This window comes from Niastella vici (assembly GCF_002077945.1).
Lineage (GTDB): Bacteria > Bacteroidota > Bacteroidia > Chitinophagales > Chitinophagaceae > Niastella > Niastella vici.
Genome location: NZ_LVYD01000043.1, coordinates 54,395 through 67,448 on the forward strand (window position 1 = coordinate 54,395; position 13,054 = coordinate 67,448).

Sequence of the window (13,054 nt, forward strand, 5' to 3'; positions counted from 1 at the left end):
AAAGGATGGATTTTTATAAGATATTTTGGTGCCCTGGCTTACTATAAGCTATCCCCCTGATCACCATTGTATATCCTTATTGCAAAGTATCCATTAATTATTGTTAAAATAGCACCAGAAGGTTGGACAGCATTACCTGAAAAACGCAGTAGATTTGCCGCAACGATTATTTTCATATGAAATTTTCCTTTTTAACGGGTTTAACCACCTGGCTATGGCTCATCTGCCCTTTCGGGGCATTGGCGAATAAAACGAATAATGCGATTAAGGGGAATGTGATCTATTACATAAACCCGTCAACAGGTAATGACAATAACAATGGCACTGCTGCCAAAACTCCCTGGCGTACATTCAACCCGGTTAACAGCCGGCAATTACCGGCCGGCACTACGATCATGGTCAGTCCGGGCATATACCGGTCTTCGCTGGTGATCACCGGGCGGGGAACAGCCGCTTCTCCGGTCAAGGTCAGGTTTACTGCCGGCACCTATCATTTTTACCCCGACAGTGCGTATGTTACCCAATGGCATATCTCCAACACTAATGATGTGCCTTACAAAGACAAATCAGTGGCCATCTGTATAAGGAACTCCTCGTATGTGTCGCTGCAATCAACTTCGGCAAACATCGTCATGCATGGTAAAATGGTGGAAACCGCCGTTGACCACTGCGACCATGTAACAATCTCCGGAATGCAGTATGATTACTTCAGGCCAACCGTATCTGAACTATTGGTGACCAGCGTTGCCGAAGAATATGCCGATCTGCAGATCAGCCGGGAATCAACATACAGCATCAGGGACAGTGCGCTTTGGTGGGAGGGAGAAGGTTGGCGAAACCAACCAGGCTGGTACTGGCAGGCTTTCGATCCAACAACCGGTTTTGTAGTGCGGCAAAGTTTCGATCTGTCAAAAGTGAAATTTGTACAGCTGGGTAACAGAGTGGTAAGAGCTTTTTTCCCTCGCAACGTGGGGTTTAAAACCGGCATCATTTATCAAAACCGGGATGTGCTCAGGGATTGTGCAGGTATATTTATGCAATACAGTAAAGTTCTCCTACTCGAAAATATCCGTATCAACTATATGCATGGCATGGGAGTGGTTAGTCAGTTCTGTACGAATATCAGGATGAAAGAGCTGGTTGTTAAACCAAAGGATAGTACCGACAGAACCTGTGCCGCATGGGCCGATATTCTTCATTTTTCCGGTTGCAACGGCCGCATTGAAGTAGACCACTGCTATTTATCAGCAGCTAACGACGATGCCGTCAATGTGCATGGCACTCACCTGAGGATCATAGAGAAACCCGGTGCAAATATTTTGAAAGTGCGGTTTATGCACGATCAGTCTTATGGCTTCGACGCCTTTATGCCCGGTGATAGCATCAACCTGGTGCAGGCCCAAACACTGCTCCCTGTTGAAACAAATGTAGTAACGAAGGCAGAAAGGCTGAACGACAGGGAAATGCTGCTTACCCTGAAACATCCTGTTATCGCAAACCTGCAGGGTGACGATGTTGTTGAAAATACCACCCGCACCCCATCGGTAAATATTCATCATACTACCATCACCCGTATTCCCACCCGGGGTATATTAACAACAACCCGCAGGAAGATCAGGATCGAACATAACCGGTTCTTTCGTGTTAACGGGAATGCGGTCCTCGTTGCCGATGATGCGGAAAGCTGGTATGAATCGGGGCCGGTACAATCGATGGAGATCACGAATAATGATTTTGTTGAATGCGGTAGCGCGGTGGTATGTGTGCAACCGGAAAATAAACAGTTTGCAGGGCCGGTTCATGAACATATCAAAGTAAATGATAATCGTTTTGTGCTAAGGCCCAACAATACCAAAGCCTTCACTGCCAGGAGTGCCGCACACCTCGAGTTTCGACGGAACAGCATCACTGGCGCCAGCCCTGCCTCACTTTCAGCAGTAACAACCTTTCAAAATTGTACTGATATTGTAGTTGATGGCAATCACAAATAGAAAGCCGGCCATTTGCACATTATTTTTGGAAAAAGCCATTACAGATCCGGTTCCCGGGAAACTATTACCTGTCATGGTAAGTGGTTATGTGTCAATAAAACGGTTTAGTTATGAAGGAGGAGGTCAGAGAAATATACCTTAATATGATCTCGGCAATTACACAGGCCGATGAGCTGAACCTGCCTGAAATGGCCCTGGCCGAGAAAAAATTGTTGATCTGTTTTTTCGGGTGGGAAGGGGTGAAGGCATTAGGGAAGAAATTCAATACCGATCGCGAAGAGATCGGTTTTTTCCGGAATACCAAACCCGCTTTTACCTGTTTAATTGACTATTATTCCCTGGTAAAGGAGGCGTTGCTGCATGCGCCTGCTGATCCAATGCTGAAGTGGACTTACTGGAACAAAGAGCTGGGCCGGTACGCGCGTTTTTGTGACCGCCATAAAGCGTTTATTGATTATTATGAAAGCGGTGGTCACCAAAACGACCGGCACTATTTTTTAACCAGTTACTATGTGCCCAGGGAAAATGGGACCATTGGGATATACGATATGGACAACGCCTGGTGTACAAATGGCGACAGCCTGATCTCCAGGCTGAAGGCATTAATTCATTATCGGGAGTTTGTTACTGGTAACATCAAAAAGCAGTGGAAGGAAAACCTCTTTAAATAGGATCTCCGCCAGGCTTGCTTATTCTATAATGTACATTCCGTTGTTTACAGTAAGCTTCGCATCTGTGATGCGGCAGATAATGGCAAGCGCTTTGGCCAGTCCTGTATTTTTATTGAACGAAACGGTGGTTATTTCTTCTTTCAGGGATGCCTTGTTTATTTGAATGGATGCATTAAAAACTCTTTGCAGATCGGCTACAATATCGGCCAGCTGTTCATCTTTATAATACAGGTTGCCTTTTTTCCAGCCGGCTATAATAGCTGTATCAATGTTGCTTTGAACAGCGCTGGCATTGGCCATTACTTTTACCTGCCGTCCTTTTACAAGCATGGCCAGTAACCTGTTCCCCGATTGTACTTTCACAATACCTCGTTGTACCGCAACGGTCATAGACTGCTCGCCGGGGTAAGCTTTAATATCAAAGGCAGTACCCATAACCGAAGTGACCATATTGCCGGAATGAATAACAAATGGAATTTTATCGGCATGCTGTACATCGAACCAGGCTTCACCCAGCAATTCAATGCTTCGTTCTTTACCTGTAAATGATGCGGGGAAACGGATAGCCGAAGCGGCGTTTAACCATACATGACTGCCATCGGGCAATACCACTTCGTACTGGCCGCTGCGCGCTGTTGACAACACATTGTAATAAGTTTCTGTGCTGTTGCTGGTAGTGGTGTAAATGATTTGTGAATCCAGTTTTGTAATTGTGGTCCCTTCCAAAGTTGCTATTTTCCCATTGCTAACCTCATCTAACGAAATGCGCGACCCGTCGGCGAGCAGCAATGAGTTTTTTTGAAGGGGCGTTTCTGGTAACTCCGGCAATGCCTTATGAATAGCAATTAGCCCTGTTTTTGAGTTTCGGACCATATAAAAATAGGCGCCGGACCCTATCAATAACAGCACCGCAGCTGCTGCCGCCCACCGGTATATGCCAAACACCCGGGCCGGTCTTTTGGCAGGTGTAGCAGGCGCCTTATCAATGTTCACAATATCCTGGATCATTTTTTGCCAGGGGGCTGCCTCAACAGGAACACCGGGTGTTTCTGTTTGCATTTTCTCACTCAACACCTGTTTAAAAAGCTCCTCGTTGTCGTTATCTTTTATGAGATCGGATAACTCAAGTCGTTCCTGTTCTGTTATGCTATCAGCCAGGTGTTGTTCCAGTAGCCAGGTTAATCGTTGTGTGCTCATTTATTGTTATTTACGCCTGCTATCAGTAATAAGAAGGCCGGGGATCTGTTTAGGACTATCGGCGAAAAAAATATTTTTATTTTCCCCGCTAAAAAGGAACAGCATGAAGATGATGCCGTATTTGACCAGGTATTCCCTGATAAATTTTAAGGCAGCCACCAACGCGTTCTTAACCGTATTGGGCGATATATTTAATATGGCAGCGATTTCGGGAATGCTTTTTCCCTCATCGCGGCTCATACGATAGATCTTTTTTCGTTGTGCGGGTAGTTTATTGACAGCTTCACCAATAAGCCGGTTCAATTCTTTTAAAGCAAAGCTTTCATGTGTTGAATTTACCGGGTCAGGTTCAACTGTAATAGGGTTAAAGAACTTATTATTTAAAATGCTTTTTCGTAAATAGCTATAACATTCATTGCTGGCAACTTTAAACAACCAGCCCCCGGGGTTGTCTATTTCGCTTAGTTTATCTCTCGATAACCATACTCTTATAAAAGTTTCCTGAATAATTTCCTGTGCCGCCGGTTCTGATTTGGTGAACTTTATTATGAAAGGGTATATTTTAGGAAGAAATGTATTGAACAGTGCTCCGAAGGCCCTTTCGTCACCCGCTGAAACCTGTAGGAAAAGTTGTTTTTCATCGGCCGGTAGCCCGGCATTGTTATTAATGGAAGTCAAAAAATGTCATTTTTGATACACGGATCATACAGAATACGATCACGAATAAGCGATTCGGGACCAAAAATAGTATCATTTAAGTTTTTAAATCAAATCTTTCTGAAAGCTGTGCCGGGACGATCGGTTGTATTATAAAAATCGTTCAAGTAAAGCAGTCGGTAACCTGCTGTATTAGAAAGAAAATGAAAATCAATTTCTTACAGAAAAGAAGTGGGGCCAGCTTCCCGGTGCCTCAACATTTGTTACATTCTTTCGATGATTCGTACCATTGATTTCTGCCGCTCAGGGGTAATTTAGCTTGTGTATTTGTAACGTACGATCATATGCCAACGTACTGCAATTCACTCCTGAAATTCATCACCAAACTAAATGCTTAAAACGATTGCTATGAAATTTAAACAATCCCCGGGTACGGTCACCCCATGTCCTTTCTTAGTTGTGTCATTACCACACTTAATGTCGGCCAGTAAATTTTTGTAAGCAGTTTGTTTATCGCCCTCCGGCGATAACATAGTGCCTGGTTTGCTTCACTGGAGATGGTCCTTAACCGGGCTGTCGGGGGCTACTTTTTGTCCTTATATTAAAATATTTACAATACCCATGTTTACAACGATCTCGCTACAAAAGCTGTGGAAATGGCTGTTTGTAACAGCGGCAACGCTATCGATTGTCTCACTTTACTCACCCCTGCAGGCACAGGAATCCCATACCGTGCATGGGGTGGTGCTCGACGAAAAAAAGGCGCCTGTTGTTGGGGCCACCATAACCGTAAAAACGACAAAGGTTTTTACCAGCACCGGCGCCGATGGAAAATTTGCCATATCTGTACCAACCGGCAGGTATATTCTCCTGATCAGTAATGTTGGCAAGGTGGCGCAGGAAGTCAACGTCCGCAATCAAAATACGGTCATTATAACCCTTAAAGATAGTGTGATGGCCCTCGATGATGTGATCGTGGTGGGCTATGGCCGGCAAAAAAAGGAAAGTGTGGTGGCGGCCGTTTCGCAAACCAATGGTAAAATTCTCGAAAGGGCCGGTGGGGTGTCGAACATTGGCGCGGCGCTTACTGGTAATGTGCCTGGTCTCATTACCGAACAAAGTACGGGCCTGCCCGGTGAAGAAGATCCGCAGATCATTATTCGCGGCCGTAGCACCTGGAATAATTCCAGCCCCCTGGTGCTCGTCGATGGTGTTGAACGTCCCATGACCAGCGTTGACATCGGTTCTGTTGAAACCGTCACGGTACTGAAAGATGCCTCAGCTACCGCGGTATTCGGTTCGCGCGGGGCCAACGGCGTTATCCTCATCACTACAAAAAGAGGAAAGCTGGGCAAAGCTTCTATTCGCGGTACGGTTAATACCATTATGAAGGTGCCTTCCAGGCTGCCCGGAAAAATGGATTCATATGATGCTCTGCGTACCCGCAATGAAGCTATTGAATATGAACTGGCGCTGAAGCCAGATGCCTGGAACGATTACCTGCCGCAGGCTATCCTCGACAAATACCGCAACCCGGCCAGCCAGGAAGAAGCGGAACGCTATCCCAATGTAGACTGGGAAAAGACCCTGTTCAGGGATTACGCCATGTCGCACAACGCCAATTTGAACATCAGCGGGGGAACCAGGTTTGTAAAATATTTTACCAGCGCCGATTTTTTACATGAAGGCGATCTGTTTAGAATATATGATAACAACCGTGGGTACAAACCCGGCTTTGGCTTCAACAGGGTAAATACCCGCACCAACCTCGATTTTCAACTCACGCCTTCTACGCTTTTTAAAGTGAACCTGTCTGGTTCTTACGGCGTAAGAAAAAGTCCCTGGGCTTTTTCGGGTAGCCAGTACGGTGCCTGGATCGACGCGTACACCACGGCGCCCGACGTATTTATGCCCGTATATGCTGATGGTTCCTGGGGGTATTATGCCCCCAATGAAGGCCGGGCCGAAAACTCGGCAAGAACCCTGGCCATCGGCGGTGTGCAATACCAGACCACCACGCGCATCACCACCGATTTTTCTCTCGATCAAAGCCTTGATATGCTGATCAAAGGTCTTCGGTTTAATGGTACCGTTTCCATGGACAATACCTATGTTGAAAGCGATCGTGGCATCAACGACCTGTATAACGATACACAGCGTAAATGGATCGATCCTGAAACCGGGACCGTGATCTACAAACAGGCATATGACGGCGTTACCAATTTCGATTTCCAGGAAGGAATAAAATGGACGCCCGCAGCAGGGGCGGTAACCGGCAACCAACGCCGGCTGTTTTATCAGTTGCAGCTCAATTATGCCAAAACCCTGGCCGGCAGGCATGCCGTAACAGCGATGGGATTGCTGAACCGGAATATTACAGCAAACGGCAGCATGATCCCTTCTTACCGCGAAGACTGGGTGTTCCGCACCACTTACACCTATAATAATAAATATACCATTGAATACAATGGGGCTTACAATGGTTCAGAAAAGTTCAGCCCGCAATACCGGTTTGCCTTCTTTTCTTCAGGTGGCGTAAACTGGTTGGTTTCCCACGAAAACTTTATGAAACACCTTCCGTTTGTCGACCTGTTCAAATTACGCGCTTCCTACGGGCAAACCGGTTTTGATGATGTAAGCGGCCGTTTTCTTTACCTCACGGAGTGGGCGTATGGCGGACAGGCCCGGCTGGGTATGAACGGCGAAGCGGCAGAACTAAGCCCTTATAACTGGTACCGCGAAACAACCGTAGGTAACCCCAACGTGCAATGGGAGCAGGCCGAAAAAATAAACATAGGCGCCGATCTCGAATTGTTCAAAGGACTGGTGAAAGCCAAAGTCGACGTGTTCCAGGATAAACGTTCCAAAATATTACTGGCCAACAGAACCTCGGTGCCATCTTATTACGGCGCTACGCCACCCGTGGCCAACCTGGGTAAGGTAAACTCGAAAGGGTATGAAGTGGAGCTTCACCTGAATTACCAGTTCCCGAAAGGGCTTCGGCTGTGGAGTGACCTTAACCTGACCCATACACAGAACAAAGTGATAGATGCCGACAACCCGGCCTTGCTGCCCGATTACCAGAAATCGGAAGGTAAACAGATCGGTCAGGCTTATTCGTATGTAAGTGAAGGTTATTATAATACCTGGGACCAACTGTATGGCAGCACCCAGCACAATACCAACGATAACCAGAAGCTGCCCGGCAACTATTACATCGTCGATTACAACGGCGATGGCGTAATTGACGCCCAGGACAATATTCCCTATGGCCATAGTGGCTGGCCACAAAATACGTACAACGCAACGTTTGGTGTCGATTGGAAAGGATTAAGCGCTTTTGTACAGTTTTATGGCGTTAACAATGTAACCCGCCAGGTAGTGTTTAACAGTTTGGGCTCGCAAAGCCACGTGGTATACGATGAAGGCAGTTACTGGTCAAAAGACAATACGGGCGCCGATGTGCCCATGCCGCGCTGGCTTTCTACCCCCGCCGGCTATTACAGAGGAACCCAATACATGTACGATGGTTCTTACCTGCGCCTGAAAAATGCTGAGATCGCCTATACCATTAATACAGGCATTGTGAAAAAGCTGGGGCTTGAATCATTGCGGATATACGTAAATGGCAATAACCTGAAAGCCTGGAGCAAGATGCCCGACGACCGCGAATCGAATTTTGCCGGAACCGGCTGGGCCTCACAGGGCGCATACCCTACAGTTAAGCGTTACAACCTCGGCGCTAATATAACTTTCTAAACAAGATCATTATGAATAAGCATATAAAGAAAATACTTTCCATTTGGGTGATGGCCATAACCCTTGGTGGAGTATCCTGCAAAAAGTTCCTTGACCGGGAACCGCAATCGGTGATCTCCTCAGCAGATGCCTTCAAGAACTTCACCAACTTCCAGGGCTTTACCGAAGAGTTGTATCACTGTATTCCCGACTTCACCAATGCCTACTGGACAAACTCCTGGAACTGGGGCGAAGATGAGATCCAATCCACTGCCCGTGATTTTCATTTTGTGGTAAAAATTGACAATGGTGATTTCTGGGGCTGGCAATCGCAGTTCGATGGCTGGCAGGCCGGTTGGATGGACAGGAATACTACCTCCACCAACGACGACCGCTTTGCCAAGTCATTGTGGAAACTGGGCTGGTATGGCATTCGCAAAGCCAACATGGGGCTTGAAAATATGGATAAGCTAACCGATGCCACGCAGGAAGAGAAAGACCTCATAAAAGGTCAGTTGTTATTTTTCCGCGGCTGGTTCCATTTTATGTTCATCCAGTATTTTGGCGGTTTGCCCTATATAGATAAGGTATTGCCGGGTGATCAAAAACTCACTTTACCCCGCCTTAGTTACCACGAGTGTGCCGATAAAGCTGCCGAGGATTTCAGGGCGGCGGCTGACCTGTTGCCAACAGACTGGGATAACACCACTGCAGGAAAGAAAACTCTGGGTAAGAACCAGCTTCGCATCAATAAGATCATGGCATTGGGTTACCTCGGTAAAAATTATCTCTATGCTGGTAGTCCGTTGATGAACTATTCTTCTACGGGTAATAGAACCTACCACAACGGGTATTGTAAAAAAGCGGCAGAAGCGTTTGCCGAACTGTTGCGCTTATGCGACGAAGGCGCCGCTTCTTATAAACTGGTTGATTTTTCAAAATACTATACAAACTTTTATACCAATGGTCAAAACTGGACCATGCCGGGTAATACCGAAGCCATTTTCCGCGGTCCTTATTATGGCGCCAATGGATCAAACTGGGGCACTGCCAAACAGTACCAGCCAGCACCGCAACTGGAAGGTGGCGATGTTAAGTTTTTGCCTTGCGCCAATTATGTTGATTATTATGGAATGGCCAATGGGTTGCCCATCAAAGATATTACCCAGGCCGATGTAGAATCGGGTTATAATCCGGTATACCCCTGGAAGGGCCGTGATCCCCGCTTTTATAACGATATCGTATATGATGGGGTGAAATGCGTACAGGGCGCCACTACAGATGAGCCGAACCGTTATGCCAATCTGTATACCGGCGGCAGCTACCGAAATGTAAGTACCGGCAGCCGCACCGGTTATTTGTTGTACAAGTTCATCCCCATTACGGCAAACAAATATGACAATGGATACAGCTATGATAAAAGCCTGAACATTCACCTGCCCTATATGCGGCTGGCTGATATTTATTTAATGTATGCCGAAGCGGCCGCGCAGGCCTATGGTTCTGCCGCGGGCAAAGCGCCTGATTACAGCAAAACAGCCGAAGAGGCAGTGAATGTGATCCGCGACCGCGCCGGTGTTGGCCACGTGGCGCCTAAATTCCTCGTTTCGTTAGATGCCTTCATGGGTGAAGTAAGACGCGAACGGGCTGTTGAACTTTCATTTGAAGGACATCGTTTCAATGATCTCCGCCGCTGGATGCTGTTGATACAATCACCTTATACATTGAAAAAATCTATTGAGTTTGACAGAACGGGAACGTTTAACAATACCGATCCAAAAGAAAATAAGGTCATTAACCTGAGAGAGCAGGTGATCCTGGAACGTAAATACACCGAAAAGCATTATTGGTTGCCGTTAAAGAACTCGGATGCCAATATGTACCTGGAGTTTCCGCAGAACCCGGGTTGGTAATTGAGGAACCGAAAAAGTATCACGTATTATTAAACCTGAAAAACATGCAATATTTAAGAATAATAGGGGTGTTATGTGCACTGATGGCCCTTTTGCCCGAGGGGCGCGCACAGGATACCACCGGTATAATTGTAATAAATAATACAGGGAAACCAAAGCCGGTACAGGTGGCTTTTCGCAAGGTAAATAAAACAGACCTGTTGGGCGGTGTGTCTGCAGTTGATGTGCCGGGCCTTATAAAGAAGAACTACATGACCTGGAGCCTCGAGGGTATGGAAACATGGGCCCCCGGTTATAATGGCAACAACCTGTGGAGCATGGGCGATTATCTGTTGTTGATTGATGGAGTGTCGCGCGAATCGGGCAATGTATTGCCGGTAGAAATAGATCAGATCACATTTCTGAAAGGGGTAAATGCCGTAGCGCTCTATGGCAGCCGGGCCGCCAAAGGCGTTGTTTATATAACAACAAAAAGAGGCGAAGCCAACAGCCGCCGGGTTGATGTACGGGTGAATACCGGCGTGAATGTACCGAAAAGATATCCGGTGTACCTGGGTTCTGCTGAATATATGACCCTGTACAATGAGGCCCGCCGCAATGATGGATTGGCTGAACTCTACAGCGCTACCACTATTTACAATTATGCATCTGGCAAAAATCCGTACCGTTATCCCAATGTAGATTATTATTCCAGTGATTACCTTAAGCAAATGTATAACCGTTACGATGCTACTGCCGAGATCTCAGGCGGTAGTGACAAGGCGCGTTATTATACCAACATCGGTTTCCAGACTTCCGGCTCGCTGCTGAATTTTGGCGAGGCCAAAAAGAACGACCGCGCCGATCGCCTGAACGTGCGGGGTAATATTGATATCAACCTGAACGATTATATTTCCTGTAATGTAGATGCCTCTGCTGTGTTTTATACAGGCCGTGGTGTAAATACCAACTATTGGTCAGGTGCTGCCACCCTGCGCCCGCACCGGTTTGCACCGCTTATTCCCCTGAGTATGATAGAAGATGCGGATGAACCCTCACAGGTTTTAATAAAGAATAGCAACCACATCATTGATGGCCAGTATTTGTTGGGCGGAACCCAATTAGATCAAACCAATCCGTTTGCCGCCATTTACGCGGGTGGAAATAATAAATACAACAGCCGCCAGTTCCAATTCAACACCGGTGTGAATGCCGATCTGCGGAATGTGCTGAAAGGGCTTTCCTTTCGTTCTACTTTCGCAGTGGATTATTCCACCTCGTACAACCTGGCATACAATAATACCTATGCTACCTATGCGCCCACCTGGAACAATTACGCGGGTGAAGACCTTATAAGCAGCTTGACCAAATATGGCCAGGATGCCACTTCGGGCGTACAGAATGTAAGCAACAGCTGGTACCGGCAGACCATTTCGGCAACCGGCCAGTTCAATTATGTAAACTCTATAAATAACATTCATAATTTATCTGCGGTGTTGCTGGTGAACGGTTATCAGCAATCTGAGTCGGCTGTTTATCACCGTACCAGCAATGCAAACCTTGGTCTGCAACTGGGATATAATTATTTGAACCGGTACTATGTTGATTTCAGCAGCGCCATGATCCATTCGGCCAAATTGCCCGAAGGCAACCGCGAGGCATTTTCACCTACGGTTTCACTGGGCTGGCGCATCAGTGGCGAAAAATTCCTGAGCGGTTCCAATGTGGTTAACGACCTCCGTTTAACCGCTTCTGCCGGTGTGCTGCATACCGATCTGGATATACCCGGTTATTACCTGTACCAGGGATATTATACGGCGCAGGGTTCCTGGTTTGGCTGGAAAGATGGCACCGGTATTCAGGCCACCGAGTCAAGAAGAGGTGATAACCCGAATATGAAATTCCCAAAACGCGAAGAAGTAAGCGTAGGGGTGGAAGGTTCGTTCTTTAAAAACCTGCTTACGTTGCAAGGAAATTTTTTCATGAACAAGATCACCGGGAATATTATTCAGGCCGGTGTGCTGTTCCCTTCTTATTTCACCACGGGCTGGCCGGTATCTTCTTTTATTCCATATGTAAACTACAATGACGACAAACGGGTGGGCATTGATTTCGGGGCCGGCCTTAACAAAAAGCTCGGCGGCATCGACTGGTCATTGAATGTTACCGGTACCTGGTATAAGACTACTGCATCAAAACGCGCAGAAGTATACCAGGACGATTATCAATACCGCCAGGGAAAACCGCTCGATGCCATCTGGGGGCTGCAAAGCCTTGGCTTCTTCCGGGATAAAGATGATATCAACAGTTCGCCAACACAAACATTCGGACAGGTAAAGCCCGGCGATATCAAGTATAAAGATCAGAATGGCGATGGCATCATTGATACCCGCGATGAAGTGTTTCTTGGCCGGGCCGGCTGGTACGGTGCTCCATTGACGTTGGGCATAAACCTGACGGCAAAATGGAAGCAGCTTACCTTCTTTGCATTGGGAACAGGCCGCTTTGGCGCTTATGCCATGAAGAACAGTTCTTATTTCTGGATCGATGGAGAAGATAAATATTCTGTTGTGGTACGCGACCGCTGGACCGAAGGAACTGCGCAAACGGCAAAATATCCCCGGTTAACAACTTTGAATAGCGATAACAATTTCCGCTCTTCCGATTTCTGGTTGTACCGCACCAATCGTTTCGACCTCACTAAGGTGCAGATCGGTTACGATATCACCGGTATGCTCCGGAATAAGAAATTCATTAAGGAATTGGGGACCTATGTCAGCGGTTTCAATTTGCTGACCATTTCGCCCGAACGTGATATAATGGAGCTGAACATTGGAAGCGCTCCGCAAACCCGCTTGTATAATGTAGGTGTAAAAGCTTTGTTTTAAAAGCTGTTGAAACCCGTCAA

The 13,054-nt window shown here is 46.8% G+C and carries 8 protein-coding genes; 5 read left to right on the plus strand and 3 right to left on the minus strand.

The genetic code is table 11. The features are described from left to right. Positions 1-41: 41 nt before the first annotated feature. Positions 42-176, minus strand: coding sequence for a hypothetical protein (locus A3860_RS42080; protein ID WP_262497299.1), 135 nt, complete (start codon positions 174-176; stop codon positions 42-44). On the opposite strand from A3860_RS42080, the gene A3860_RS13045 reads away from it, so the two are divergent. Both A3860_RS13045 and A3860_RS13050 read left to right on the plus strand, forming a co-directional pair. Continuing rightward, positions 177-1,991 carry an alpha-1,3-galactosidase-related protein gene (locus A3860_RS13045; protein WP_081147155.1) on the plus strand — a complete coding sequence of 605 codons (1,815 nt, stop codon included), beginning with the start codon at positions 177-179 and terminating at the stop codon, positions 1,989-1,991. Positions 1,992-2,101: 110 nt separating this feature from the next. Then, positions 2,102-2,662 (plus strand): RteC domain-containing protein, encoded by a 561-nt coding sequence (locus A3860_RS13050; RefSeq protein ID WP_081147156.1) that lies wholly within the window; start codon positions 2,102-2,104, stop codon positions 2,660-2,662. A gap of 18 nt (positions 2,663-2,680) precedes the next feature. Here A3860_RS13050 and A3860_RS13055 read toward each other — a convergent pair whose 3' ends face one another. Both A3860_RS13055 and A3860_RS13060 read right to left on the minus strand, forming a co-directional pair. Then, positions 2,681-3,859 (minus strand): FecR family protein, encoded by a 1,179-nt coding sequence (locus tag A3860_RS13055; protein WP_081147157.1) that lies wholly within the window; start codon positions 3,857-3,859, stop codon positions 2,681-2,683. Positions 3,860-3,865: 6 nt separating this feature from the next. After that, the gene (locus tag A3860_RS13060; protein WP_081147158.1) at positions 3,866-4,537 is read right to left on the minus strand and encodes an RNA polymerase sigma factor; all 672 of its coding nucleotides are present in this window, start codon (positions 4,535-4,537) and stop codon (positions 3,866-3,868) included. A 600-nt stretch (positions 4,538-5,137) separates the two neighbouring features. Here A3860_RS13060 and A3860_RS13065 point away from each other — a divergent pair. Genes A3860_RS13065 through A3860_RS13075 form a run of 3 tightly spaced genes read left to right on the plus strand, consistent with a single transcriptional unit; the run spans position 5,138 to position 13,034 of the window. Beyond that, positions 5,138-8,275, plus strand: a complete 3,138-nt coding sequence (locus A3860_RS13065) for a SusC/RagA family TonB-linked outer membrane protein (protein WP_081147159.1) — start codon at positions 5,138-5,140, stop codon at positions 8,273-8,275. An 11-nt stretch (positions 8,276-8,286) separates the two neighbouring features. Then, positions 8,287-10,167 carry a RagB/SusD family nutrient uptake outer membrane protein gene (locus A3860_RS13070; RefSeq protein WP_081147160.1) on the plus strand — a complete coding sequence of 627 codons (1,881 nt, stop codon included), beginning with the start codon at positions 8,287-8,289 and terminating at the stop codon, positions 10,165-10,167. A gap of 44 nt (positions 10,168-10,211) precedes the next feature. After that, a complete protein-coding gene (locus tag A3860_RS13075; RefSeq protein WP_081147161.1) occupies positions 10,212-13,034 on the plus strand; it encodes a SusC/RagA family TonB-linked outer membrane protein in 2,823 nt (940 codons plus the stop codon). The last annotated feature ends 20 nt before the right edge of the window (positions 13,035-13,054 follow it).

Bases quoted from the DNA above. Each gene is read 5' to 3' on its own strand.
- A3860_RS13055 (WP_081147157.1), bottom strand. From the start codon at position 3,859: ATGAGCACACAACGATTAACCTGGCTACTGGAACAACACCTGGCTGAT.
- A3860_RS13070 (WP_081147160.1), top strand. From the start codon at position 8,287: ATGAATAAGCATATAAAGAAAATACTTTCCATTTGGGTGATGGCCATA.
- A3860_RS13075 (WP_081147161.1), top strand. From the start codon at position 10,212: ATGCAATATTTAAGAATAATAGGGGTGTTATGTGCACTGATGGCCCTT.
- A3860_RS13050 (WP_081147156.1), top strand. From the start codon at position 2,102: ATGAAGGAGGAGGTCAGAGAAATATACCTTAATATGATCTCGGCAATT.
- A3860_RS13065 (WP_081147159.1), top strand. From the start codon at position 5,138: ATGTTTACAACGATCTCGCTACAAAAGCTGTGGAAATGGCTGTTTGTA.
- A3860_RS13045 (WP_081147155.1), top strand. From the start codon at position 177: ATGAAATTTTCCTTTTTAACGGGTTTAACCACCTGGCTATGGCTCATC.
- A3860_RS42080 (WP_262497299.1), bottom strand. From the start codon at position 176: ATGAAAATAATCGTTGCGGCAAATCTACTGCGTTTTTCAGGTAATGCT.